This window comes from Streptomyces sp. NPDC054872 (genome assembly GCF_053610705.1).
Genome location: NZ_JBSGYY010000007.1, coordinates 15,732 through 41,503 on the forward strand (window position 1 = coordinate 15,732; position 25,772 = coordinate 41,503).

Annotated in this window: 21 protein-coding genes and 1 riboswitch; of the genes, 14 read left to right on the plus strand and 7 right to left on the minus strand. The window is 71.3% G+C overall.

Annotation, left to right across the window (positions count from 1 at the left end; all coding sequences use genetic code 11):
• Positions 1–43 precede the first annotated feature (43 nt).
• The 3 genes from lanKC to ACWGIH_RS10640 form a co-directional block, all read right to left on the minus strand.
• Positions 44–2,725, minus strand: coding sequence for a class III lanthionine synthetase LanKC (lanKC, locus tag ACWGIH_RS10630; RefSeq protein WP_453451235.1), 2,682 nt, complete (start codon positions 2,723–2,725; stop codon positions 44–46).
• 215 nt (positions 2,726–2,940) lie between these two features.
• On the minus strand, positions 2,941–3,174 hold the full coding sequence (locus ACWGIH_RS10635) for a ferredoxin (protein WP_453451234.1): 234 nt from the start codon (positions 3,172–3,174) through the stop codon (positions 2,941–2,943).
• Complete coding sequence (locus ACWGIH_RS10640; RefSeq protein WP_453451233.1) at positions 3,174–4,664, minus strand: aldehyde dehydrogenase; 1,491 nt, start codon at positions 4,662–4,664, stop codon at positions 3,174–3,176. The genes ACWGIH_RS10635 and ACWGIH_RS10640 overlap by 1 nt, the downstream gene beginning before the upstream one ends.
• 243 nt (positions 4,665–4,907) lie before the next feature.
• Between ACWGIH_RS10640 and ACWGIH_RS10645 the strand changes: the two genes are divergently transcribed.
• The 7 genes from ACWGIH_RS10645 (at position 4,908) to ACWGIH_RS10675 (ending at position 12,622) form a co-directional block, all read left to right on the plus strand.
• On the plus strand, positions 4,908–5,957 hold the full coding sequence (locus ACWGIH_RS10645; protein WP_453451231.1) for an MBL fold metallo-hydrolase: 1,050 nt from the start codon (positions 4,908–4,910) through the stop codon (positions 5,955–5,957).
• An 81-nt stretch (positions 5,958–6,038) separates the two neighbouring features.
• A riboswitch (cobalamin riboswitch) is annotated at positions 6,039–6,109 on the plus strand.
• A gap of 144 nt (positions 6,110–6,253) precedes the next feature.
• Positions 6,254–7,471 carry a prenyltransferase/squalene oxidase repeat-containing protein gene (locus ACWGIH_RS10650; RefSeq protein WP_453451230.1) on the plus strand — a complete coding sequence of 406 codons (1,218 nt, stop codon included), beginning with the start codon at positions 6,254–6,256 and terminating at the stop codon, positions 7,469–7,471.
• A complete protein-coding gene (locus tag ACWGIH_RS10655) occupies positions 7,468–8,139 on the plus strand; it encodes an SCO2322 family protein (RefSeq protein ID WP_453451229.1) in 672 nt (223 codons plus the stop codon). Before ACWGIH_RS10650 ends, ACWGIH_RS10655 begins: the two co-directional genes overlap by 4 nt.
• 7 nt (positions 8,140–8,146) lie before the next feature.
• Positions 8,147–9,316, plus strand: coding sequence for an energy-coupling factor transporter transmembrane component T (locus tag ACWGIH_RS10660; RefSeq protein WP_453451228.1), 1,170 nt, complete (start codon positions 8,147–8,149; stop codon positions 9,314–9,316).
• The gene (locus ACWGIH_RS10665) at positions 9,313–10,989 is read left to right on the plus strand and encodes an ABC transporter ATP-binding protein (protein WP_453451227.1); all 1,677 of its coding nucleotides are present in this window, start codon (positions 9,313–9,315) and stop codon (positions 10,987–10,989) included. The genes ACWGIH_RS10660 and ACWGIH_RS10665 overlap by 4 nt, the downstream gene beginning before the upstream one ends.
• A complete protein-coding gene (locus ACWGIH_RS10670) occupies positions 10,986–11,819 on the plus strand; it encodes an ECF transporter S component (RefSeq protein WP_453451226.1) in 834 nt (277 codons plus the stop codon). The genes ACWGIH_RS10665 and ACWGIH_RS10670 overlap by 4 nt, the downstream gene beginning before the upstream one ends.
• 347 nt (positions 11,820–12,166) lie before the next feature.
• Positions 12,167–12,622, plus strand: coding sequence for an aggregation-promoting factor C-terminal-like domain-containing protein (locus ACWGIH_RS10675; protein ID WP_453451225.1), 456 nt, complete (start codon positions 12,167–12,169; stop codon positions 12,620–12,622).
• 112 nt (positions 12,623–12,734) lie between these two features.
• On the opposite strand, the gene ACWGIH_RS10680 is transcribed toward ACWGIH_RS10675, so the two are convergent.
• Positions 12,735–13,904 carry a steroid 3-ketoacyl-CoA thiolase gene (locus ACWGIH_RS10680; protein WP_453451224.1) on the minus strand — a complete coding sequence of 390 codons (1,170 nt, stop codon included), beginning with the start codon at positions 13,902–13,904 and terminating at the stop codon, positions 12,735–12,737.
• Between the two features lie 263 nt (positions 13,905–14,167).
• On the opposite strand from ACWGIH_RS10680, the gene ACWGIH_RS10685 reads away from it, so the two are divergent.
• Both ACWGIH_RS10685 and ACWGIH_RS10690 read left to right on the plus strand, forming a co-directional pair.
• Entirely contained in the window at positions 14,168–15,412 is a 1,245-nt protein-coding gene (locus tag ACWGIH_RS10685) for a cytochrome P450 (RefSeq protein WP_453451223.1), read from the plus strand.
• A gap of 195 nt (positions 15,413–15,607) precedes the next feature.
• Positions 15,608–17,230 carry a hypothetical protein gene (locus tag ACWGIH_RS10690; protein WP_453451222.1) on the plus strand — a complete coding sequence of 541 codons (1,623 nt, stop codon included), beginning with the start codon at positions 15,608–15,610 and terminating at the stop codon, positions 17,228–17,230.
• Here ACWGIH_RS10690 and ACWGIH_RS10695 read toward each other — a convergent pair.
• A complete protein-coding gene (locus ACWGIH_RS10695; RefSeq protein WP_453451221.1) occupies positions 17,184–19,247 on the minus strand; it encodes a bifunctional glycosyltransferase 87/phosphatase PAP2 family protein in 2,064 nt (687 codons plus the stop codon). The genes ACWGIH_RS10690 and ACWGIH_RS10695 overlap by 47 nt on opposite strands.
• 503 nt (positions 19,248–19,750) lie before the next feature.
• Between ACWGIH_RS10695 and proP the strand changes: the two genes are divergently transcribed.
• Complete coding sequence (gene proP / locus ACWGIH_RS10700; RefSeq protein ID WP_453451219.1) at positions 19,751–21,241, plus strand: glycine betaine/L-proline transporter ProP; 1,491 nt, start codon at positions 19,751–19,753, stop codon at positions 21,239–21,241.
• 319 nt (positions 21,242–21,560) lie between these two features.
• Here the strand turns inward: proP and ACWGIH_RS10705 are convergent, their stop codons facing one another.
• Positions 21,561–22,763, minus strand: a complete 1,203-nt coding sequence (locus ACWGIH_RS10705) for a serpin family protein (protein WP_453451218.1) — start codon at positions 22,761–22,763, stop codon at positions 21,561–21,563.
• 126 nt (positions 22,764–22,889) lie between these two features.
• Here ACWGIH_RS10705 and ACWGIH_RS10710 point away from each other — a divergent pair, with 126 nt between their 5' ends.
• Entirely contained in the window at positions 22,890–23,558 is a 669-nt protein-coding gene (locus ACWGIH_RS10710) for an O-methyltransferase (protein WP_453451217.1), read from the plus strand.
• Positions 23,559–23,649: 91 nt separating this feature from the next.
• Here the strand turns inward: ACWGIH_RS10710 and ACWGIH_RS10715 are convergent, their stop codons facing one another.
• Complete coding sequence (locus ACWGIH_RS10715) at positions 23,650–24,042, minus strand: hypothetical protein (RefSeq protein ID WP_453451216.1); 393 nt, start codon at positions 24,040–24,042, stop codon at positions 23,650–23,652.
• 115 nt (positions 24,043–24,157) lie between these two features.
• Between ACWGIH_RS10715 and ACWGIH_RS10720 the strand changes: the two genes are divergently transcribed.
• From ACWGIH_RS10720 to ACWGIH_RS10730, 3 genes are all read left to right on the plus strand, one after another.
• Positions 24,158–24,571 carry a DnaJ family domain-containing protein gene (locus ACWGIH_RS10720; RefSeq protein ID WP_453451215.1) on the plus strand — a complete coding sequence of 138 codons (414 nt, stop codon included), beginning with the start codon at positions 24,158–24,160 and terminating at the stop codon, positions 24,569–24,571.
• Between the two features lie 107 nt (positions 24,572–24,678).
• Positions 24,679–25,005, plus strand: coding sequence for an antibiotic biosynthesis monooxygenase family protein (locus tag ACWGIH_RS10725; RefSeq protein ID WP_453451214.1), 327 nt, complete (start codon positions 24,679–24,681; stop codon positions 25,003–25,005).
• Positions 25,006–25,073: 68 nt separating this feature from the next.
• Complete coding sequence (locus tag ACWGIH_RS10730) at positions 25,074–25,712, plus strand: LysE family translocator (RefSeq protein ID WP_453451213.1); 639 nt, start codon at positions 25,074–25,076, stop codon at positions 25,710–25,712.
• Positions 25,713–25,772: the final 60 nt, after the last annotated feature.

Sequence of the window (25,772 nt, forward strand, 5' to 3'; positions counted from 1 at the left end):
TTCCCTCTCTTTTGGGGACGTAGTGTTTCTCTTTCGGGTGGTGTCACGACCCCGCTGAAGCGCGGGACCGGCTCTGGGGCCGCCGGAGCGGCGGCAGGAAGGGGATGTGCGCGTCGCCGTGGCCGAGCGCGGCGGCGAGGGCGACGAGAGCGCCCGCCGTGCCGGTGTGCAGGTCCATCGACAGGCGCATCATCTGGTTCCCGGGGAAGGCGAGTTGGCCCTCGTAGGACATGGAGAACCAGCCCAGCGCCGCGATCTGTCCGTCGATGTCCTCGGGCGTGATGCCCGGCGCGGTGCTGCGGCTGAGGTGGAGCAGCAGTCCGGCCCGCCCCTGGTACAGGCCCGGCTGCACGCAGAAGCGTGAGCGCGCGGCGGCCAGGATGCCCGGCCGCGCCGCCTCGAACCCGGCGTCGTCCCGGTGCGCGAGGTAGTCGTCGAGGACCATGCCGATGCCGACGCTGCCGTCGCCCAGGTAGGGCATGGCCCGCCAGCCCTCGTCCACCTGGAGGCCGCCGTCCGCCCGCGTCACGCACCGGGAGAGGTCCGCGCGCAAGGCGTGTGCCGCCAGGTCGAGGAGCGCGGTGTCGCCGCTCCTCTCGTAGAGCCGCAGGAAGAGGAGGGCCGGGCCGGTGGCTCCGTGGAGCAGACCGGCTCGCGGCCGCGCGTTCGGCGGGCTGTCGGCGGTAAGCCGTTCGCCCAGCAACTGTGCTGCTCGCAGGGCGTGTTGGGCCAGGGACTCCTCGCCGGTGCTGTGGGCGAGGGCGTCGAGGGCGAGGCCGAGGCCGGCGAGGCCGCCGTCCAGGTCGGAGGGGAGCCGCTGCCAGTTCTCGCGGAGGACGGTCTCCATCAGGTCGAGGGCACGGGTGCGGTGACCGAGCCGGTCGAGTACGTGGGCGATGCCGGCGAGGCCGTCGTTGAGCCCGAGGGGAGTGCCGGGCGTGGCGGGCTCGGTGTGCTTCAGGAGCCAGCGCTCGCCTTCCTCGTAGCGTTCCCCGCCGCTTTCGGCGAGGGCCAGCAGGACGCCGGCCGCGCCGTGCGCGATGCCGAGTCCGCCGCCGTCGCTGAACTGGGCGATGTCGCCGGGGAAGAGCCGGTCGTCGCGCTCGGGGGTGGCCGAGGCGAGGATGGCCTTGACCATCGAGTCGCGGCTGTGGGGCCAGTCGGCGGGGTCGACGAAGACCGGGGCCGCCCCCGCCGTCCTGGTGACGCCGGCCCTGCCCCCCATGAGGACGCCCTCCCCCAGGGCTTCCGCTGCTCCCGCCTGCGGGGCCGGCGCCTGCTCGTCCGTGCCGGGGCGCTGGATCTCCGCCACCGCCTCGGCGAGGAACTCCTGCGGCACGTCCGGGAATTCGGCGGCGATCATCTGGGCCAGATGCGCGGCCTTGCCGCGGTCGACGGCGAGCAGCGAGGTGACCGGCAGGAAGAGGGCGAGCCCCAGACACGCGAGGGCGTAGCGGTCGACGCCCGCGCCGGTGCGGTCCGGCGGCGCGACGAACCCGGGGTGTGCCATGACCTGGCGCCCGGAGTCGCCCACGGTGCCTGCCGCCTCGAAGTCGAGGAGGGCCACGGACTGTTCGTCGGGCGCGACCATGATGTTGAAGAGGTGGAGGTCGTTGAAGACGACGCCGCGTTCGTGCACGGCGGTGACGGCTTCCTCGACACAGCGGTGCATGCGCAGCGCCCAGGCCGTGTAGTCGGCGATGGCCTCGGGGTCGGGCCGGCTGACCAGGAGCGGATGCCGGTGGGCGAAGAAGGAGTTGAGGGTGGTGCCCTCGAGGAAGTCCATGACCAGGAAGCGGTGGTCACCGAGCAGGAACCAGTCCCGGACCTCGGGGGCGACACCGAGCCCGGAGAGCTTGTCCAGGGCGGCCTTCTCCCGTTCGAGCCGGGCGACGGCGTCGGCTCCGCCCGCGGCGAGACCCGCGTGCGGCCTGCCCTCCTTGAGGACGACCTTGCGGCCGTCACGGGTGTCGGTGCCCGCGTAGACGCCGCCGCCGTTGGAGAAGTGCAGGGCCTTCTCGATGCGGTACGGCAGGTCGCCGACGGTCGTCGTGTTGCGGGCGGCCAGGTGGGGCGCGAGGAACGCGGGCAGTTCCACCCACTCGGGCACCCGGAAGGCCGGGTCGCGGGAGTCGGGGACGAGCGTGCCATCGGCGTTCTCGACGGCGGGCACGAGGGTGCCCTTGCCGTTGTCGCACATGCGCCGGGTGAAGGCCCCGTACCTGACGTAGAGCGGTCCTTCCTCCCAGCGCAGGTCGGTCAGGATGTAGGGCCCGTCGAACCCTTCGAGGCGCTTGCCCAACTCGGACAGGACGGAGTGCAGTTGGGCCTCGTCGTCCGGGTAGATCGTGGCGAACTTGCCGCTGTTGTCGCGACCCGCGTACTTGCTGTTGCGCAGGTGCAGGAGGTGGGCGGCGGGCACGAACTTGAAGGGGATGCCGCGCTCGACGCAGTGGTCCCAGATGATCGCGCCGATGCGGTCGGCGTTGTCCAGGGTCGCGGAGGCGTGGATCTTCCAGCCCTGCGGGGGTGTGGGGCGCGGCTTCCCGTCGGCGTCGAGCGGGACGAGCGAGAGCCAGTCCCCCTTGCGCACCGACCGCCAGCCGGGCGGGACCGGCCGCCCCGCGGTCTCGAACTCGGGGGCGCTGCTGCCCACGGACAAGCGGTCCGGAGTCTCGTAGAAGTGCCTGTCGGCCAGACAGTAGACCTCGTACCGCTTGTCCACGAACGTCTCCTCCCCTTGTGGTCTGGCTCAGACAGTTCCAGGCCGCAAAGGGGACGGACAGTCACGGATGTCATCGATCGGGCATGCGGAACGCATGGGTAAAGTCCTGTTCGCACACTTTCGAGCACACATGCTGTCCGCGGAACGTACGCAATTCGTCTCAGACGGCGTCACACAAGTAAATTCCGCCGCAGGAGCGGACCCCGTCAGTCCGCTCAATCCTCCGGCGGAAAGACGACCTCCCCGCTGCCGGACAACGTGATGGCGATCGCCTCGACCGGACACCCCTCGGCCGCTTCGAGCACCTTCTCGTTGGCGTCGGTCTCGGGATCCGCGGGGTGTGACTGGCGGGCGGAGTCGAGCGTGAAACCGCCCGGGGCCGTGATCGCGCACATCCCGGAGCCGATGCAGACCGACCGGTCCACCTCGACGTGCCAGCGGTCACCCATCAGGCACCCGCCCCCGGACCCGCCGCACCGGCAGGCGGCGTGTAGCCCGCCGGGAGGTGGATCATCTTGTGCTCGAAGTACTCGCCGTACCCCTCGGGCCCGAACTCCCGCCCGAGGCCGGAGTTCTTGTAGCCGCCGAACGGACCGAGCATGTCGAGGCTGAAGGTGTTCACCGAGTACGTCCCGGTGCGCACCTGCCGCGCGATGTCGATGCCGCGCTCCGTGTCCGCCGTCCACACGCTGCCGCTGAGCCCGTAGTCGGAGTCGTTGGCGATCTTCACGGCCTCGCCCTCGTCGCCGTACGGGAGAAGGCAGATGACCGGGCCGAAGATCTCCTCGCGGGCGATGCGCATCGAGTTGTCGACGCCGCCGAAGAGCGTCGGCTCGACGTACCACCCCTCGTCGAACCCGGCCGGACGGCCGCCGCCCGTAAGGATCTTGGCGCCTTCCTCCTGGCCGATGCGGATGTAGTCCAGGGAACGCTGCTGCTGACGCCGGGCGACCAGCGGGCCCAGTTCGGTCTCCGGGTCGAGCGGGTCGCCGATCTTGAGCGCGGAGGCCGCGGCGGCGAAGGCCTCGGCGAACTCGTCGTGGCGGGAGTGCGGCACGAGGATGCGGGTCTGGGCCACACACGCCTGGCCGTTGATCATCCAGGCGAAGGGGACGATGCCTGCTACCGCGCTCGCCGCGTCCGCGTCCGGCAGGATCACGGCGGCCGACTTGCCGCCCAACTCCAGTGTCACGCGCGTGAGGTTGCGGGCCGCGACCTCCATGACGCGCTTGCCCGCCCCGACGGAGCCGGTGAAGGACACCTTGTCGACGCCGGGGTGACCGACGAGGTACTCGCTCACCTCACGGTCGGCCGAGATGATCGAGAGCACGCCCTGCGGCAGCCCCGCCTCGGTGGCGATGTCGGCGAGTATGTACGCGTCGAGCGGCGTCTCGGGCGAGGTCTTGAGGATCACCGGGCACCCGGCGAGCAGCGCGGGCGCGAGCTTGGCGGCGGCGGTGAACTGCGGGACGTTCCAGGGGACCACGGCCGCCACGACGCCGACCGGCTCGCGCCGGACGAGGATCTTGCCGAGGGCGCCGTCGCGCGCCTCCTCGTACGTGAAGTTCTTCGCGACCGTGAGCGCCGAGTCCCAGACCATCATCGCGGCGAGGGCCTGCACCATCACGCTCGATGTGTACGGGGTGCCGTTCTGGGAGCTGATGACGCGGGCGATCTCCTCGTGCCGTACGGCGAACGCGTCCTTGATCCTGGTGACGATCTCGATCCGCTCGTCGAGGGTCATCCGGGGCCAGGGCCCCTCGTCGAACGCCTTGCGCGCGGTGGCGACGGCCCGGTCGACGTCGGCGGGCGCGGCGTGCGGCACCCGCGCGAAGACCTGGCCGGTGTGCGGCGAGATCACCTCGATGACGTCCTTGCCGAGGGGGTCCACCAACTCCCCGCCGATGAACAGCTGTCCGTGTTCCACGAGCTCCGTCATGGCTGACTGCCTCCTGCGGGATTCCGCCGTGTGCGGCACGCTTTCCGCCACTGTTTCTGACGCTGTCTCAGGACTTGCCGATGCAGAACTGATACCAGTTCTAGTTCCAGGAGTCCACGGCGGAGCCGGACGGAGTGTGACCGGCGCCTCACTTCCGACCGGCCTGTCCAAGTGGCCTGACGAATCGGTCGACTTGGGCGATCATTGGAACTGGTTCTAGTTACGGAGAGATGAGGGCACCCCATGACGCAGGTGACCGATCCGCAGGTGACCGAGCACGGCGGGGGCGTGTGGAGCATCAAGGTCCCCATTCCGGACAACCCCCTGGGCTTCACCCTCGTCCACCTCCTCGACACGGACGCCGGCCCGGTCCTGATCGACACGGGCTGGGACGACCCCACCTCCTGGGACGCACTCGCCGACGGCCTCGTCGCCTGCGGCACGTCCGCCGACGCGGTGCACGGCGTCGTCATCACCCACCACCACCCCGATCACCACGGCCTCTCGGCCAAGGTCCGCGAGGCATCGGGCGCGTGGATCGCGATGCACGAGGCGGACGCGTCGGTCGTACGCCGCACACGGACCGGACCACCCGCCCGCTGGTTCGACTACATGGTGGAGAAGCTGACGGCCGCGGGCGCCCCCGCCGACCATCTGGCCCCTCTCCTCGCCGCCCGTGACGCGGGCCGCGCACCCCGCCTTCCCGGCATGGCCGCCGCGCTCCCCGACCGCGACATCACCCCGGGCGAGCTGCTCGAACTGCCGGGGCGCAGGCTCCGCGCGATCTGGACCCCCGGCCACACCCCCGGCCACGTCTGCCTGCACCTGGAGGAGGAGCACCCGGCGCGGCTACCGGGCCACGGCCGCCTGTTCTCCGGCGACCATCTCCTCCCCGGGATCACCCCGCACATCGGCCTGTACGAGGACCCCGACGACGAGACCGTGACCGACCCGCTCGGCGACTACCTCGACTCCCTGGAGCGCATCGGCCGCCTGGGCCCCGCCGAGGTCCTCCCGGCCCACCAGTACGCGTTCACCGACGCCCCGGCCCGCGTCCGGGAGATCCTGGCCCACCACGAGGAGCGCCTGACGGACCTGCTCGCCCTCCTCGCCGAGCCCCTCACTCCCTGGCAGCTCGCCGAGCAGATGGAGTGGAACCGCCCCTGGGACCAGATCCGCTACGGCTCGCGGAACATCGCGGTCTCCGAGGCCGAGGCCCATGTGCGGCGCCTGGTGAAGCTGGGGCGCGCGGAGGCGGTGGGCAGCGATCCGGTGCGGTACCGCGCGGTGTGAGCCGCGGCCGGGGGCGGGCGCCCCGGGGCACTCCCCCTACGGGCCGGTAGAGTGGCCCCCGTCGTCATCATGCCCGTACGGGGGGAAGCCGGTGCGAATCCGGCGCTGACCCGCAGCCGTATACCGCACCTGAGCGGTGAGCCGGAATGCCCGGTACGGAGCATGACCGGCTCGCTTCATCGGGGCCCCCGATGAACGGCACCGTCGAGGTATACGGAGCCGGAGCCGCCCGGAGCCCGTGCCCGCTACGTGCCCGTGCTGCCCCGCTCCCCGCAGGGAGAGGCACCCGCCGCATCATGAACGTTCGCCGCAGCGCAGCGGTCCTGGCCGCCGTCGCCGTGTTCGGTTCGGCCGCCGCCCCGGCCGCCTTCGCGGACACCGCGTCCCCGTCGCCCTCCGCCAAACTGCCCTCCGGTCTGTACGGCGACGCCGACCCCAAGTTCGACGGGGTGTTCCGGCAGTCGTACGCCCTGCTCGCCCAGGACTCGGCCGGTGTGAAGCCCGCAGCGAAGTCCGTCGACTGGCTCACCGGGCAGAGTTGCGCGAACGGCGGTTACGCCGCGTACCGCGCCGACGCGGGCGAGCCCTGCGACTCCAAGACGATGTTCGACAGCAACGCGACGGCGTCGGCCGTGCAGGCGCTCGCCGCGCTCGGCGGCCGCGAGAAGGCCGTCGGCAAGAGCGTCGACTGGCTGAAGTCCGTGCAGAACCAGGACGGCGGCTGGGGCTACAGCCCCGGCATGGAATCGGACGCCAACTCCACCGGCATCGTCATCGGCGCGCTCGTCGCGGCGGGCGAGAAGCCGGAGGGCGTGAAGGCCCAGAGCGGCAAGACGGCGTACAACGCGCTGCCCGCCCTCTCGATGAGCTGCGGCAAGGACGGCGGCGCCTTCGGCCTCGCGGACGTCAAGTCCGGCAAGCTCTCGCCGAACGCGGACGCCACGGCGGCCGGCGTCCTCGGCGCCCACGGCAAGGGCCTGGTCGTGGACGCGGCCGAGAAGAAGGAAGCCGCGCCGAAGTGCGCGAAGGCCGACACCGCCGAGCAGGCGGCGGCGAACGGCACGGGCTACCTCCTGAAGACCCTCGCCGAGGGCGACGACCACCTGATGTCGTCGATGCCCGGCGCCAAGAACATGCCCGACCTCGGCAACACCGCCGACTCCGTGCTCGCGCTCGCCGCGGCCGGCCAGCCCGAGCAGGCCGAGAAGTCGGCTCAGTGGCTGTCGAAGAACTCGGCCGACTGGGCCAAGAAGTCGGGCCCCGCCGCCTACGCCCAGCTGATCTTCGCCGCCCACGCGTCCGGCATGGACCCGCGTGACTTCGGCGGCGCGGACCTGGTCAAGCAGCTCAACGCGCAGGGTCCGGCCCCGCAGGCGACGGAGCAGGCCGCCGACGAGCAGAAGGACAGCGACGACAGCGGCGTGAGCATCTGGTGGATCATCGGCGTCGGCATGGTCGCCGGCATCGGCATCGGCTTCCTCTACAGCGGCAACAAGAAGAAGCAGCAGCTGTGACGCGGGGTCGCGCGCGGTGGGGGCGCCTGGTGACCGGGGCGCTCTTCGCCGCCCTGCTCGGTGTCCTCACCGCCGCCCCCGCCCAGGCGGCCGGGTACCGCTATTGGTCCTTCTGGGACCGGGACGGCTCCACGTGGGCCTACGCGAGCCAGGGGCCGAGCACCGCGCGTCCCGACGACGGGGCCGTCCAGGGCTTCCGGTTCGCCGTGTCCGCCGACTCGAAGGACGCCGCCAAGCCGCGCGGCGCCGCGGACTTCGACACGATCTGCGCCAAGACCCCCGCCAAGGACGACCGGAAGCGGGTTGCCCTGGTCATCGACTTCGGCACGCCGGGTGACGCCCCCGACGGGGAGAGCCCGCCGAAGCCGCGTACGGCCTGCGCGCGGATCGCGGACGACGCGACCAGCGCGGACGCGCTCGCCGCGGTGGCGAAGCCCCTGCGCTACGACAGCAACGCCCTGCTCTGCGCCATCGCGGACTACCCGAAGTCGGGCTGCGGCGAGCAGGTCTCGGGCAACGGCGAGTCGGACGGCACGGAGAAGAAGCCGGCCGCGAGCGACGAGCAGAGCGACTCCGGCGGCCCCTCCGTCGGTCTGATCGCGGGCGTGGCCGCCATCGCCCTGCTCGGCGGGGCCGCCGTCTGGCAGGCACGCCGCCGACGCGGCTGACCGCACGATGACCGATCACCCGAGCACCGCTCCCGGTGCGCCGCGCAGGCGTCTGGCCCCCGAGGCGCACCGGAGCAACGCGCTGCACCCCGGCGCCTGGTGGGTGTGGGCGCTCGGGCTCGGCGTCGCGGCGTCGCGCACCACCAACCCCCTGCTGATCGGTCTCCTCATCGGCGTCGCGGGCTATGTCGTCGCGGCGCGCAGGACATCGGCGCCGTGGGCGCGGTCGTACGGCGCCTTCGTGAAGCTGGGCCTCGTCGTGATCGCGATCCGGCTGGTCTTCGCCGTCGTCCTCGGCTCCCCCATCCCCGGTACGCACGTCATCGTGACGCTTCCCGAAGTGCCGCTGCCCGACTGGGCGAAGGGGGTACGGATCGGGGGCCGGGTGACGGCCGAGGGGCTGCTTTTCGCGCTCTACGACGGGGTGCGCCTGGCCGGTCTCCTCATCTGCGTCGGCGCCGCCAACGCCCTGGCCAGCCCGGCTCGGCTGCTCAAGTCGCTGCCGGGCGCGCTGTACGAGGTGGGCGTCGCCATCGTCGTCGCGATGACGTTCGCGCCGAACCTGATCATCGATGTGCAGCGTCTGCGGGCCGCGCGGCGCCTTCGCGGGCGCGCCGACAAGGGCATCCGGGGGCTGCTCCAGGTCGGGCTCCCGGTCCTCGAGGGCGCCCTGGAGCGGTCGGTCGCGCTGGCCGCCGCGATGGACGCGCGCGGCTTCGGCCGCAGCGCGCCGGTTCCGGCCGGGGTGCGCAGGGCGACAGCGGTCCTGACGCTCGGCGGTCTGATGGGCGTCTGCGTGGGCACGTACGGCCTGCTCACGGCGGACGGCACCGAGTACGGCCTGCCCGTCCTGGCCGTCGGTCTCGTCGCCGCCCTCGCCGGGCTCCGCCTCGGCGGCCGGCGCTCCGTCCGCACCCGCTACCGCCCCGACGCGTGGGGCGTGCGCGCCTGGCTCGCCGCCGGGTCGGGGATCGCGGTGGCGGGCCTGATGCTCTGGGCCGCCTCGTACGACGCGGCCGCCCTGCACCCCGGAGTCGTCCCCCTGACCGCGCCGACGCTGCCGCTGTGGCCCGCGGTGGCCGTCCTCGTCGGGCTGCTGCCCGCCTTCGTGGCCCCGGTGCCCGCCGATTCCGCCGCACCCGTTCCTTCCCCCGTGCTTTCCAAGGAGCCCTCATGATCCGCTTCGAGGATGTCTCCGTGACCTACGAAGGGGTCGCCGGGCCTACCGTGCGCGGCGTCGATCTCGCCGTACCCGAGGGCGAGTTGGTGCTCCTCGTCGGGCCTTCCGGGGTCGGCAAGTCGACGCTGCTCGGCACGGTGAGCGGCCTCGTGCCGCACTTCACCGGGGGCACGCTGCGGGGCCGGGTGACGGTGGCGGGGCGTGACACCCGTACCCACAAGCCGCGTGAACTCGCCGATGTCGTCGGCACGGTGGGCCAGGACCCGCTCTCGCACTTCGTGACGGACACCGTCGAGGACGAGCTCGCGTACGGGATGGAGTCGCTCGGGCTCGCCCCCGAGGTGATGCGCCGCCGCGTCGAGGAGACCCTCGACCTCCTCGGCCTCGCCGATCTGCGCGACCGGCCCATCGCCACGCTCTCCGGCGGTCAGCAGCAGCGCGTCGCCATCGGCTCGGTGCTCACGCCGCACCCCGAGGTCCTCGTCCTGGACGAGCCGACGTCGGCCCTCGACCCGGCGGCCGCCGAGGAGGTCCTCGCCGTACTGCAGCGCCTCGTGCACGACCTGGGCACGACGGTCCTGATGGCCGAGCACCGCCTGGAGCGGGTCGTGCAGTACGCCGACCAGGTTCTGCTGCTCGCGGCGCCGGGTGAGCCGCCCGTGCTGGGCGACCCGGCCTCGCTGATGGCCGTCTCGCCGGTCTATCCGCCGGTGGTGGGTCTCGGGCGCCTCGCCGGCTGGTCCCCGCTGCCGCTGACGGTGCGGGACGCCAGGCGGAAGGCCGGCGCGCTGCGGGAGCGGCTTGCCGGGGCCGAACCTCGCGAGGAGGTCACGGCCGTACGTCCGGCGGCGGGCCGCCCGAGCCTCTTCAGGCGTACGAAGACGAAGGACGCCCCGGAAGCGGCCGCCGCGAGCGTCACGGGTCTTGCCGTGCGCCGGGGGAGGGTGGAGGCCCTGCGCCGCGTGGACCTCACCGTCTCCGCGGGCGAGACGGTGGCCCTGATGGGCCGCAACGGCGCCGGGAAGTCCACGCTCCTGTCCACCCTGGTGGGCCTGCTCGAACCGGCGGCAGGATCGGTCCGCGTCGGCGGCGTGATCCCCCACCGCACCGGCCCCCGCGAGCTGATCCGGCACGTGGGCCTGGTCCCCCAGGAGCCGCGTGACCTCCTCTACGCGGACACGGTGGCCGCCGAGTGCACGGCCGCCGACCAGGACGCGGGGGCGGAGCCCGGCACCTGCCGTGCGCTGGTCACCGAGCTGCTCCCCGGCATCGCGGACGACACCCACCCCCGCGACCTCTCGGAGGGCCAGCGCCTCACCCTGGCCCTGGCGATCGTCCTGACCGCCCGCCCGCCGCTGCTCCTCCTCGACGAGCCGACCCGGGGCCTCGACTACGCGGCCAAGGCCCGCCTGGTGACGCTCCTGCGCGGCCTCGCCGCCGACGGTCACGCGATCGTCCTCGCCACGCACGACGTGGAGCTGGCCGCGGAACTGGCCCACCGGGTCGCGATCCTCGCCGACGGGGAGATCGTCGCCGACGGCCCGACCCCCGACATCGTCGTCTCCTCCCCCTCCTTCGCCCCGCAGACCACCAAGATCCTCGCCCCGCAGAAGTGGCTGACGGTCACCGAGGTGCGGGACGCCCTCGGCGCCGAGGGCGGTACCCCGTGAGCAGTCCCCCCGTGGCCCGGCAGTCCCGTCCCATCCGCCTGGGGCCGCGCTCGGTCGGCGCCCTCGCGCTCGTCAGCGCGGTCGGCGTCGTGGCCTTCGGGTGGCCGCTGATCGCGGGCGGGGAGTCAGGGCTGAGCGCGCACGCCCAGGACGCGCCCTGGCTGTTCGCGGCGCTGCTTCCGCTCCTGCTCGCCGTCGTCGTGGCGACCATCGCCGACGTCGGCCTCGACGCGAAGGCCATCGCGATGCTGGGGGTGCTCGCCGCCGCCGGTGCCGCACTGCGACCGCTGGGTGCGGGGACGGCCGGGATCGAGCCGATGTTCTTCCTGATGGTGCTCAGCGGGCGCGTGCTCGGGCCGGGGTTCGGGTTCGTGCTCGGCGCCGTGTCCATGTTCGCCTCCGCGCTCCTGACCGGCGGCGTCGGTCCGTGGATGCCGTTCCAGATGCTGTCCATGGGGTGGGTCTGCATGGGGGCGGGGCTGCTGCCGGGGCCCGACACCCTGCGCGGGCGCGGGGAGCTGTGGCTGCTCGCCGCGTACGGGGCCGTCTCGTCCGTCCTGTACGGGACCGTCATGAATCTGCAGGGCTGGCCCTACCTGGGCGGCCTCGCGACCGGCGCCTCCTTCGTGCCCGGCGACCCCGTCGGCGACAACCTCGGCCGTTTCCTCGCGTACTGCCTGGCTACCTCGCTGGGCTGGGACCTGCCCCGCGCCGTCGTGACCGTCCTGCTGAGCCTCGCTCTCGGCCCCGCCGTCCTCAAGGCGCTGCGCCGGGCCACGCGTCGGGCGGCTTTCGAGGCCCAGGTCACCTTCGAGGGCCCGAAGGCGTAAGCAGCCGGTTGCTCTCCGTCGCCCGGAGGGGTCCTTCGCGGTGAGGCGGCCCACAGTACTTTGGTCCTCTACTAGGCCGGGCCGTAGAGACGCCCCGCTGGTGCGTACACGTCAAAACACGCGCTGACCTGCGGATTGAGAGCCACGTCACACGCGGGACCTTTCGCGCACATGCGACATCCACTAGTAAAAAGGGTCATTGCGGAGACGTGGCGGCCCTGCTTCTCTGGATCGAGTCGCACGGCGCCGCCGGCCACAAGGCCCCCGGTACCGACGCATTCCTCCAGCCACACCCCCGTGGCCCACGGCATGCCCGCGACACCATGTCCCCCACGGAAGGCCACGCTTTGTCCGCCACGCTCCTCCGCCGTATCGCCACCCCGAAGAAGGCCCTCACCGGTGCCGCCGTGGCCGTCGCCACGACCGGCATGGTGTTCAGCGCGGGCGCGGCCCAGGCCGCGACCCCCACGGCGGCGAAGGCCGCGGCTCCGGCCGCCGCACCCGCCGCGGCGCCTTCCTCGGCCAAGGCGATCGCGAAGAAGATGATCCCGGACCCCGCTCAGTACAAGGCGTTCAGCAAGATCGTGGAGCACGAGAGCGGCTGGAACCCCAAGGCCACGAACGCCTCCTCCGGCGCCTACGGCCTGGTCCAGGCCCTGCCCGCCTCGAAGATGGCGTCGGCGGGCTCGGACTGGAAGACCAACCCCGAGACCCAGATCAAGTGGGGCCTCGACTACATGAACGACCGCTACGGAAGCCCGACTGGCGCATGGGCCCACTGGCAGGCCAACGGGTCTTACTGAGCGAACACCCTCGCGGCGCACCGGAGATCACCGGCTCCGCCGAGTTCGTCCTCGAACGCCGGACAGGCTGGACATCCCAGCCTGTCCGGCGTTTTCGGCTTCCGGAAACGGCCTACAGCCGCTGAATGATCGTCCCCGTAGCGACGGCCCCGCCCGCACACATCGTGATCAGCGCGAACTCCTTGTCCCGGCGCTCCAGCTCATGCAGGGCAGTCGTGATGAGCCGAGCCCCGGTCGCCCCCACGGGATGCCCCAACGCAATCGCGCCCCCGTTCACGTTCACCTTCTCCAGGTCCTGCTCGAAGACCTGCGCCCAGCTGAGCACGACCGACGCGAACGCCTCGTTGATCTCCACGAGGTCGATGTCCTTCAGGGACATCCCCGCCTTGCCGAGCACCGCCCGCGTCGCGTCGATCGGACCGTCCAGATGGAAGTGCGGATCGGCGCCCACCAGCGCCTGCGCCACGATCCGCGCGCGCGGCCTCAGCTTCAGGGCCCGCGCCATGCGCTTCGACGCCCACATGATCGCTGCCGCGCCGTCCGAGATCTGCGAGGAGTTGCCCGCGGTGTGCACGGCGGTCGGCATCACCGGCTTGAGGCGTTCGAGGCCCTCCATCGTGGTGTCCCGCAGCCCCTCGTCGCGGTCGACGAGGCGCCACATGCCCTGCCCGGCGGCCTGCTCCTCCTCCGTCGTCGGGACCTGGACGGCGAACGTCTCGCGTTTGAAGCGCTCCTCGGCCCAGGCGGTCGCGGCGCGCTCCTGCGAGATGAGGCCGAGCGAGTCGACGTTCTCCCTGGTCAGGCCGCGATTGCGGGCGATACGCTCGGCCGCCTCGAACTGGTTGGGCAGGTCGACGTTCCACTCCTCGGGGAACGGCTTGCCCGGACCGTGCTTGGAGCCCGACCCGAGCGGCACCCGTGACATCGCCTCGACGCCGCAGCTGATGCCCACGTCGATGACACCGGCCGCGACCATGTTGGCGACCATGTGACTCGCCTGCTGCGACGAGCCGCACTGACAGTCCACCGTCGTCGCGGCGGTCTCGTACGGAAGGCCCATCGTGAGCCAGGCCGTGCGTGCCGGATTCATGGACTGCTCCCCGGCATGGGTGACCGTGCCGCCCACGATCTGCTCGACGCAGTCGGCGTGGATGCCCGTCCGGCCGAGGAGCTCGCGGTAGGTCTCACCGAGCAGATAGGCGGGGTGGAGATTGGCGAGCGCGCCGCCGCGCTTCCCTATGGGGGTGCGTACGGCTTCGACGATGACAGGTTCCGCGGCCATGGGCGTCCTCTCCGTCCACATCCCGCGCGAGTGTCCCGGCACCCACGCGGAGAACTAGTACGCGTTCTAGTTCTGCAAGCAGTCTGCTGAGCGCGACCCCGGCACCGCAAGGGGCTTGCACGCACCTTGCGCAGGACGTACACGAAAGCGACCCCGACGCGGGCCTTGCCACTTGTAGAACCCGTTACTACCTTGCGGGGCATCTCCTGATGGACCGTCAGGACAGCTACAGAGCTGCCAGAACTGAACTCCTGGAGTTGCCGATGCCCTGTCCAGCGCTGCCCGACGGGTTCGACTTCACCGACCCCGACCTGCTCCAAGAGCGCGTGCCCCACCCGGAGTTCGCCCAGCTGCGGCAGACCGAACCGGTGCGCTGGATCGCCCAGCGGCCGCGCATCTCCGGCTTCGACGACTCGGGCTACTGGGCCGTCACCCGGCACGCGGACGTCAAATACGTGTCCACACACCCGGAGTTGTTCTCCTCGAACCTCAACACCGCGGTCATCCGGTTCAACGAGACGATCAGCCGCGACCAGATCGAGGTCCAGAAGCTGATCATGCTGAACATGGACCCTCCCGAGCACACCCGCGTCCGCCAGATCGTGCAGCGCGGCTTCACCCCCCGCGCCATACGCTCCCTGGAGGACGCCCTGCGCGCCCGCGCGGGCTCCATCGTCGAGACGGCCCTGGCGAACGCCGCGGCCGACGGCTCCTTCGACTTCGTCACGAACGTCGCCGTGGAACTTCCGCTCCAGGCGATCGCCGAGCTCATCGGCGTGCCCCAGGACGACCGGACGAAGATCTTCGACTGGTCGAACAAGATGGCGGCCTACGACGACCCGGAGTACGCGATCACCGAGGAGGTCGGCGCCGAGGCGGCCCTGGAGATCGTCTCGTACGCGATGAACCTCGCCGCGGCGCGCAAGGAGTGCCCGGCCAAGGACATCGTCAGTCAGCTGGTCGCCGCCGAGGACGAAGGCAACCTCTCGTCCGACGAGTTCGGCTTCTTCGTCATCCTGCTCGCGGTGGCCGGCAACGAGACGACCCGCAACGCCATCACCCACGGCATGCACGCCTTCCTCACCCACCCCGAGCAGTGGGAACTCTTCAAGCGCGAGCGCCCCGAGACCACCGCGGAGGAGATCGTGCGCTGGGCGACCCCCGTGGTCTCCTTCCAGCGCACCGCGACCCAGGACACCGAGATCGGCGACGCGAAGATCAAGCAGGGCGACCGCGTCGGCATCTTCTACTCCTCCGCCAACAACGACCCCGAAGTCTTCGACGAACCGCTGAACTTCGACATCACCCGTGACCCCAACCCGCACCTCGGCTTCGGCGGCGGAGGCCCGCACTTCTGCCTCGGCAAGTCCCTGGCCGTCCTGGAGATCAACCTCATCTTCAACGCGATCGCGGACGCGCTGCCCGACCTGCGGCTGGTCTCCGACCCCCGCAGGCTCCGCTCGGCCTGGCTGAACGGCGTCAAGGAACTGCAGGTCAGCACCGGCTGACCCGCCGCCAGGGAGGCAGGGGCGACTCCTCCCACGCCCGCCCCTGCCTCCCCCTGGCACCCCCGGCGGCATACCCGGCGGCGTACTCGGCGGGCATATCCGGCCATGCGCTGACCGGAGCCAACGTTTTCGTTGCCTGACGCGTCTTGAGAAGCAAACCTTGCCTTTCCAAGACTTCGAACGGAAACGGTCGCCGTGGTCACCGCAGGTCTCTTCGTCGCACCGTCGGGCAGCACACCCAATGCGCGGAAGACCTCCCTCCGCGCCTTCTGCCGACGCCACCGGATCCCGCTCGTCGCGACGCTGCCCACGCTGCCGCTGTACGCGGTGTGGGCGGCGTTCCTCGCCACCGGCGGCGGCGACCTGGCGGCCCAGGAGGCATGGGCGCGGTTCGCGTCGGAGCACGGAGCCGCCGCGTACGGCCTGTTCTGGTACGGCGGCATGCACACCGCCAACTACAGCCTGATCTCCCCCTACTTGATGGCCGCCGTCGGCGTGAAGACGGTGACGGTGGTGTCGGGTGTCGCCGGTGCCTGGCTGGTCGCCGCGCTCGTCGAACGCACCGGGGTGCGTCGCCCGCTGTGGCCCGCGGTGCTCGCCTCGCTCGCGGTGTGGTGCAACGTCGCGTCCGGGCGCACGACGTTCGCGCTCGGCATCGCCTTCGGGTTCGCGGCATGCCTGATGCTCGTGCGCGAGCGGCGCGTCCGGGCAGCCGTGGCATGCGCGGCGCTCGCCACCATGTCCAGCCCGGTCGCGGGTCTCTTCCTCGTGGTGGCGGGCGCGGCCTACTTTCTCGTGCGGGACTGGGGGCGGGCCGCGGCGCTGGTGGTGCCGCCGGTGCTGGTCGTCGGGGTGACCACCGCGCTTTTCCCCTTCTCCGGCGAGCACTTGATGCCGTTCGACCGGATCTTCCCGCCCGTGGTGTTCGGCCTGGCGCTCATCGTGGCGGCTCCGCGCGAGTGGCGCGTACTGCGGTGGGGGGCCGCGGTGTACGCGGCCGGGACGGTCCTGACCTACCTCATCCCGTCCCCGATCGGCACGAACGTGGAGCGCCTTGCCGAGCTGCTCGCACCCGCCGCGCTGCTCGGCGCCCTCCTGATGCCCGCGCTGTCCCGCGCACGCCGTGTCGTGCTCACCGTGGCACTCGTGCTGTCCACGGCCTGGGTCGGGCAGAAGACCGCGGACGATCTGACGGTGTCGACGGCCGTGCCGAAGTGGGCCGCCGACACCGAGGGCGTGGTGCGGGAGCTGGAGCGGCTCGGCGCCGACCGTGGCCGCGTGGAGGTGGTCCCGGCCCGCAATCACCGCGAGGCGACGGCCCTCGCGCCGTACGTGAACATGGCGCGCGGCTGGAACCGGCAGCTCGACATCGAGCGCGGGCGCCTCTTCTACGACGGGTCGTTCTCGGCCGCCACCTACCGGGCGTGGCTGGACAAGTGGGCGGTCGGCTATGTGGTGTTGCCGTCGGGCAAGCCGGACGGGTTCGCCGAGGACGAGGCGGCCCTGGTCGCCAGTGGCCCCAAGTGGCTTCAGCCGGTGTGGCGCGACGCGCACTGGCGGGTGTTCCGGGTCAAGGACGCGGTGCCGATGGTGTCGAAACCGGCGACCGTCGTGAAGTCCACCGAGTCGGCCATGGTGGTGCGCGTCCCCACGCGCGGGCCGGTGACGCTGCGCCTGGTGTACTCGCCGTGGCTCCGGGCCGAGGGGGCCTGCCTGAAGCGGCACGGCGAGTTCACCCGGCTCACGGTGTCCACACCGGGCACGTACAAGATCAGCTCGGGGTACGGTCCTTCGCCGAGTCCTTCGTCATGTCGATGACCGGCGGCTCCGCCCCCGTCGCCACCTGCAGGTTCCTGCCCACCCGGGGTCCCGCCAGAAGGTAACCGATGCCGAAGCCCGCACCGACGACGGCCGCGCCGCCCACCGCGTCCAGGACCCAGTGGTTGCCGGTGGCGACGATCGCGGAGACCGTGAACAGCGGATGCAGCAGGCCGAGCACCTTCATCCACACCCTCGGCGCGAGGATCAGGATCACCACACCGCACCACAGCGACCAGCCGAAGTGCAGCGAGGGCATCGCCGCGTACTGGTTGGTGAGCGCGGTCAGCGTCCCGTAGTCGGGCTGGGTGAAGTCCTGCACGCCGTGGACCGTGTCGATGAAGCCGAGCTCGGGCATCAGGCGCGGCGGGGCCAGGGGGTAGAGCCAGAACCCGACGAGCGCGAGGAGCGTCGCGAAGCCGAGGGCCGAGCGCGCCCAGCGGTAGTCGGCGGGGCGCCGGACGTAGAGCACACCGAGGACGGTCAGCGGCACCACGAAGTGGAACGACGTGTAGTAGAAGTTGAAGAACTCCTCCAGCCAGTCGACCTTCACCACCGCGTGGTTGACCCAGTGCTCGATGTCGATGCGCAGGAACTGTTCGATCGCGTGGACCTGTTCGCCGTGCTGCTCGGCGGTGGCCCGTCCGCCCGAGTTGGTGCCGCCCGTCGCGGCGAGCCGCGCCTGCTGGTAGGCGGAGTAGCCGACGCGGATCAGGAGCAGTTCGAGCAGGAGGTTCGGCCGGGTGGTGACCCGCCGCCAGAACGGGAGCAGCGGCACCCAGCTCCAGCGCGCGGGCGCGGGCCTGGCGTAATCGGTGGGGATGGGCGCCTGGTACCGCGGGTCCGTACGGGACAGGAACGGCACCACCGTGGCGGCGGCGAGCGCGGCGATCAGGACGACGTTGTCGCGGATGGGCTCCACGACCGGCATGTTCGGCAGCATCATCTTCGCCGGCAGCGTCGAGACGAGGACGACGGCGACGGGCCACATGTACCGGTCGGACTGCTTCTTTCCGGCCCGGCCGACCACCGCGAGCAGCACCCACAGGAGCTGGTGCTGCCAGGTCGTCGGGGACACGGCGACCGCGACACAGCCGGTGATCGCGACGGCGAGCAGCAGCTGCCCGTCCTTGGCGTAGCGCACGGCCCGGCGCACGCCGAACCAGACGACGACCGCGCTCAGGATCACGTAGAGCCCGATCTCCAGCGGCCCCTCGATGCCGAACCGGAGCAGCGCGCCGTGCAGCGACTGGTTGGCGAGACCGGCCGGACTCGCGCCGAGGCCCGCACCGGCGAGGTGGTGTATCCAGTACGTCCACGAGTCGTGCGGCATCGCGGCCCAGGCGAGCGCGGTGATGGCGAGGAACGTGGCGCCGGTGGACGCGGTGGCCCGCCTGCGGCCGGTGAACCAGAAGAGGGCGGCGAAGAGCAGCAGCGTGGGCTGGAGCGCGGCCCCGATGCCGATGAGGACACCGCTCGCGCGTTCCCCGCGGACCGCGAAGCATCCGAGCAGGACGAGCAGCACGGGGAAGATGCTGGTCTGGCCCAGGTACAAGGTGTTGCGCACCGGGAGCGACAGCATCAGGAGGCAGATCGCGACGGGCGCGGCGAGCAGCGAGGTGCGCCGGGACACGGGCTGCGGCAGGGCGCGGGCGGCGACGAGGCCGAGGATCACGACCAGGATCAGCGTACCGAAGGTCCAGCCCCAGCCGAGCGCCTGCTCGGCCGCGCGGGAGAACGGTTTCAGCACGAGTCCCGCGAAGGGGGTGCCGGTGAACTTGTCCGCGTCGTAGAAGGAGCCGTTCACATGGAGGACGCCCTCCGGGCCGATCCAGGTCTCCAGATCGATGAACCGCTCGCCTTTCGGCGTACGCAGGACGACGGCCGCCTGTCGCACCGCGAGTACCGCGGCGATCAGCCAGAGGGCGACGCGGACCGCCCCGATCCGCGTGGTCGGTGTGCCGGGCGGCCCCGCCCCAAAGGCATTTCCCGGTCCTCCGTGCTCGACATTCGCCACGCCCCGTCGGCCCTCCCGCCCGCTCGTCGTCTCTGCTCGGTTCCAACGTCCTGTCGGTCCCGAGAGTTCTCCGTCGGCCCCGAGATGTGCGGTCGGACCCGAAGGGCTCGCGCCCTCTGGTGAGACGCGCGACACCCCCATTTCACCTGGCAGCCACACCGCTTTCTACCGGCTTTTGCGCAGACTTCCTAACCAGCCCTTTTGTCCGTTCGACAAGGGGATCTCCACAGGCAGCCCCCTCTCGTGCACTCCGCGTCCACCGCACGCACACTCCACGCACATACACGCCCATGGAACGACGACCCGTGCCCCGCCCGGCGGTTCCTTGCGCGAGCCGCGACATAGATCACAAGAACGGCTTCTCGCCACCTTCACAAGCGGAACCATTCGCCCTGGATAGCGGCACATTCCGGACAGTACGCGGTTGGGCGGACACCGAACGTAATGGTGCCGTCTACACCTATGGTCGCTTGCGGGCCGCCCCTCGCTGGGCGGCTCTGTCCTTGTCGTCAACCGAGAGGCAGGCGAGCGAACCCTTGCCGGCAGCCGCCCCCGTCGCCCCCGCATCCCCGCAGACCCCTCGGACGCAGGCCCCTCCGTCCGCGCCCGCCTCGGGGGATGTCCCGTCGGATGTCCGGTCGGATGTCCGGTCTGAGGTCACCGTCGTCGACCCGGCGCTGGTCAAGCGGGCAGTGAAGGCGGCGGCACTCGGCAACGCGATGGAGTGGTTCGACTTCGGTGTCTACAGCTACATCGCCGTGACGCTCGGCAAGGTCTTCTTCCCCTCGGGCAACCCCACGGCCCAGCTGCTCTCCACCTTCGGCGCCTTCGCGGCGGCGTTCCTGATCCGCCCGCTGGGCGGCATGGTCTTCGGCCCGCTCGGTGACCGCATCGGCCGCCAGAAGATCCTCGCCCTCACCATGATCATGATGGCGGCGGGCACCTTCGCGATCGGCCTGATCCCGTCCTACGCGTCCATCGGCGTAGGCGCCCCGATCCTGCTCCTGATCGCCCGCCTGGTGCAGGGCTTCTCGACGGGCGGCGAGTACGCCGGTGCCTCCACCTTCATCGCCGAGTACGCCCCCGACAAGAAGCGGGGCTTCCTCGGCAGCTGGCTGGAGTTCGGCACCCTCGCGGGCTACATCGGCGGCGCGGGCCTGGTCACCCTGATGACGGCCCTCCTCTCCACCGACGACCTCCTCTCCTGGGGCTGGCGCATCCCGTTCCTGATCGCGGGCCCGATGGGTCTGATCGGCCTGTACCTGCGGATGAAGCTGGAGGAGACTCCGGCGTTCGCCGCGGAGCTCACCAAGGCGCACAAGGACGAGCAGTCCCGCCCGAAGGTGCGCCTGCGCGACATGGTCCAGGGCCAGTGGAAGGCGCTGCTCCTGTGCATGGGCCTGGTCCTGGTCTTCAACGTCACGGACTACATGCTGCTCTCGTACATGCCGAGCTACCTGACGAGCGAGCTGAAGTACGACGAGACGCACGGCCTCATGGTCATCCTGGCGGTGATGGCACTGATGATGTGCGTCCAGCCGTTCGCGGGCGCGCTGACCGACCGGGTGGGCCGCCGCCCGGTGATCGCCGCGGGCTGCGTGGGCTTCCTGTTCCTCTCCGTCCCCGCGCTGCTCCTGATCCGCCAGGGCTCGCTCTGGGCGATCGGCCTCGGCATGGCGGCACTCGGCCTGCTCCTGGTCTGCTTCACGGCCTCGATGCCGTCGACGCTCCCCGCCCTCTTCCCGACCAAGGTCCGCTACGGCTCGCTCTCCATCGGCTTCAACATCTCCGTGTCGATCTTCGGAGGCACGACACCGCTGGTGGTGACGGCCCTGATCGGAGCCACGGGGAACATGATGATGCCCGCCTACTACATGATGGCGGCGGCTGTGGTGGGCGGCATCGCGGTCTGGTTCACAACAGAAAGCGCAGGCCAGCCACTGCCGGGCTCCGGCCCGGCGGTGGAGGGGAGCGGGGCTACTTCGGCGGGGTGAGGTGCGGCTTGGGGGGGCGTTGGCCGGGGGGCTGCTAGCACGCCTCCGGGCCCCTTCAGCCCGTCCGGCGTTTGAGGACGAACTCGGCGGAGCCGGTGACCCACGGCACGCAAGGCCCCCGCGCCCAACTCACCCCACCCCCAGCACGCCCCTCCCAGCCCGTCCGGCGCTTGAGGACGAACACGGCGAAGCCGGTGACCCACGGCACGCAAGGCCCCCGCGCCCAGCGGGTTTTCGGGAAGGGGCGGGGTTGGGGAAAAAGCCCCGCAGGGACGACGCCCACCCACCCCAGGGCCACCACCCACCCCAAGCCCACCGCCTACCCCGGCACGCCCGCCTGCCACGCCGCAAACAACGGCACCTCCCCCGCCCCATCCAGCACCACAACCCCGAACGGCCGGTTAAAGGCGATCCACTCGATCCGTCGAGGGACAAAAGCCCCACCAGGAGCCATCGGCACAGCCGTCACCGCCGCCGCCTCCACCCCCTCCTCCGCGACCCGCACCACGGCCTCCTGCACCACCTGCGATATCGCGAGCCTCTCCGGTGACATCCCGGAGAAGTCGGCCCCCTCACCCATCGCCCACCGCACACCGAGCGCGGCCAACTGCTCCGTCGCATCAACCCGAGTCCGCAAGGACATCCGAGGCAGCGCCATATTGATCTGCTCGGCGTCGATTCCCGTCCACCGCCCCTCCGGCGCCCACGCCAGCGGCAGCACCTCGGCGGCCCCGGCTCCCGGCTCGCCGAGCACGAACCGCACCCGGGCAGGCGCCCGCCCGCCCTCCGCCCGGCACTTCAGCTCGACGACCCTCGCCCCGCCCACCGTCCAGGCGGAGTTCAGCGGAACGGGCCGGTGCATCGTGGGCACCCGGTGCCGTACACCGAGGGAGTCCGTGAAGTCCTGGTCGCGTGTACCCGCCCCCTCGAAAGGGGTCGCCCAACGCGCCCGGAGAGCAAGCACGTTGACGAGAAGCAGCAGCACATCCGGAGTGATCACCACCGGCAGCCGCTCGATCAGCCCGCCGGTCGCCTCCCGCACCCAAGCATCGACACCGTCCGCATCCACGCCACCCGAGTCCAAGCCGCCCGCATCCATCGGCCCGAACCCCACATCCGGCAACGCCTCCCGATAGGCGCGGTACACCGGACCCCGGCTCCACACCCGCGTGGCGACGGCCACCGCATCCGTACCGGCCAACGCCCGCGCGGCAGCCGTGACCACTCCGGCAGCCTCTTCACCCGCGACGCCGAGCAACTCCCGCAGCTCCCCGGCGGTTTCCTCCCGCGCACCCACGGCAACAGCGGCCAGCGCGAGCCATAGCCCCGCGGGCGAGCACACGAAGTCCCCCGTGCCGGCCCCCTCACTGTGCCCCGACCCGCCCCCCGACCCCCCTGAGCCCGGTGAAGCCATCAGCGGCAGCCACCGATCAGCGAGCCCCCGGACGGCAGCCGCGGGCAAACCCTCCCCCGTCCCCGCCCCGGTTCCAGCTCCCGCCCCGACCCCATCCCCGTACGTCATCTCAACCCCCCGCAACGCCACCACAACCCATCGACCTCAGTATGCGAGTCCCCACTGACAATCGACCCCACCCCCACTAGCATCGTTAGCGAACCTAACGAGTACCGATTGCCCGGAAAGGCCTCCATGCCCCAGCAGCAATGGACCGCGGTGGACACCTACTTCACCGATCTGCTCGCCCCCGCCGACGAAGCTCTGGCCGCGGCCCTGCACGACAGCGACGCCGCCGGTCTACCGCAGATCAGCGTCGCGCCGAACCAGGGCAAGCTGCTCCAGCTCCTCGCCCAGATCCAGGGTGCGCACCGCATCCTGGAGATCGGCACGCTCGGCGGCTACAGCACCATCTGGCTGGCCCGCGCACTGCCCGCGGACGGCCACCTGATCACCCTGGAGTACTCCGAGGTCCACGCCGACGTGGCCCGCGGCAACCTCGCCCGCGCCGGCCTCGACAAGCTCACCGAGGTCCGGGTGGGACCGGCACTTGATTCGCTCGCCGCGCTCGTGGCCGAGGAGGCGGCCCCCTTCGACCTGGTCTTCATCGACGCGGACAAGGCCAACAACCCGCACTACGTGGAGTGGTCGCTCAAGCTCACCCGCCCCGGCAGCCTCATCATCGTCGACAACGTCGTACGGAACGGCGCGGTGGTCGACGCGGACAGCACCGACCCCGGCGTGCAGGGCACACGCGAGGCGCTGCAACTCATCGCCGACCACCCGAAGCTGACCGGCACGGCCTTGCAGACGGTGGGAACGAAGGGTTACGACGGCCTGGCCGTGGCGCGAGTACTGGACTGATCCCCCACCGGCCCGCCGGAAGGCCCCCGGCCAGACAGGCAAGCACGCCCACCCGAGCACCCAGCCACACGCAATCAACCGACCAACTGGCTCAACCCTCCAAATAGAAGCCGACGTTCACGCTGCGAGGCCCGGCCCGGTCCTGGATGACGACATCGCCGGACCCGCCCCTGGGCAGCGGAGCCGTCCCCCCGTACTCAAGGGGCGCCGGCACCCCGCCCACGCTGAGCCGCACCTCAGAGGCGGGCTCGGGATGCGACCCGCGCACCCAGGTGACGGTCCAGGCCCCGTCGGGCCCGCAGCGGAACTCCAGATGCGTACGCGAGACGAACAGCCAGTCATCCGGCGGCACAAGACGGCACACGCCGCTATCGCGCCCCACTCGCAGCACGGAACCCGGCGCGCTCGGGGCGTCGGCCATGAGCATGCCCGCGGTCGCCCCCTCGTCCGCCCCGGCCAACGAGGCCATGGTCAGCTCCAGCACGTACGCTCCCCCAGCTCTCGGCGTCCAGAAAGCGCGACGGCCGCACACGCCCCCGCGCCGCCGCATCCTATGGCGCACCTCACGTGACCGCACGGGTGCCTGGAAGAATGAACGCATGACTGAACGGAAACCACCTGAGGTCAGCTTCGAGTCGTGGATCGACAAACAGATCCGCGAGGCCGAGGAACGGGGTGACTTCGCCACCCTGAAGGGCCGCGGCAAGCCGCTGCCGGACGGCCTGAACACCACGTCGCACGACGAGCAGTGGTGGATCAAGCAGAAGATGGCCCGCGAGGGCCTCTCCCACCTCCCGCCGACCCTGGCCCTACGCAAGGAGGCGGAGGACGTCCTGGCCGCGGCCCCCGACGCCCCCTCCGAGCAAGCGGCCCGCCGCCTGGTGACGGCCCTCAACACCAAGATCACCGAGGCCCTCCGCCTGCCACCCCCGGGGCCACCCCTGGGCCTGAAGCCCTTCGACGTGGACGAGGTAGCCCAAACCTGGCACGAACGCCACCCGGACAGGGACTAGGGCGACATGGACCGCCCCGCCCCTCAAGCCACCTCGCCCCTCAAGCCGCCCCGCCCCGACCTCAGGTCGGTCACCGCGGCTGATGGCCCCTGCGGCAGGATGGCCCCATGAGCATCGTCAAGATCAACGTGCTGACCGTTCCCGCCGAACAGCGGGAAACCCTGGAGAAGCGCTTCGCGTCCCGCGCCGGCGCCGTCGAGAACTCGGACGGCTTCGAGTGGTTCGAGCTGCTCCGCCCCATCGAGGGGACCGACGACTACCTCGTCTACACGCGCTGGCGTGACGAGGAGTCCTTCCAGGCGTGGATGGAGGGACCGATGAAGGCCGCGCACCAGGGCGGCCCCGCAGGCGGCGGAGAGCGGCCCAAGCCCGCGTCGAGCAGTGCCGCCGTGTGGTCGTTCGAAGTCGTGCAGCAGGCCGCGCCCAAGAGCTAGAAGTCGCTGGGCGGGGCGGGGAGGAAAAGCAATACCCGGAAGCAACACGCCCGTGGTGCCATGGGCCCATGATGTCCTCCGATCGCATACTCGCCTTCGCGGCCATGTCGTTTCTGCTCATCGTGATTCCCGGGCCCAGCGTCCTGTTCGTCGTCGGGCGGGCGCTGGCGCAGGGGCGGCGGGCCGCGCTGACCTCGGTGGTGGGAAACACGATCGGCGCGTACGTGCTCGTGGTCGCCGTCGCCCTCGGGGTCGGCACCGTCGTGGAGCGCTCGGTCGTCGTGTTCACGGCACTGAAGCTGCTCGGTGCCGCGTACCTGGTGTATCTGGGGGTCAAGGCAGTGCGTCAACGCGGTTCGCTGTACGCCGCGTTCACCGGTGACGCCCCTGCCCACAGTGGACTCCGTACGTTGTGGGAAGGGTTCGCCGTCGGTGTGGCCAACCCCAAGACCATCGTCTTCTTCGCCGCGGTCCTTCCGCAGTTCGTCGACCGCGAGCAGGGGCACGTCATGCTGCAGATGCTGCTGCTCGGCCTGGTCTTCAACGCCATCGCCCTGGCGTCCGACAGCGTGTGGGGCCTGGTCGCGGCCACCGCGCGCGGCTGGTTCGCGCACTCGCCGCGGCGCCTGTCGACCGTGGGCGGCGTCGGCGGGCTCACCATGATCGGGCTCGGCGTCAGCATTGCCGCCACCGGACGCAAGGACTGAGCGACGGGACTCGGCAGGGCCGCGGCGCCTTCAATTCGCTTGCGGGGCACGGCAGTCGCG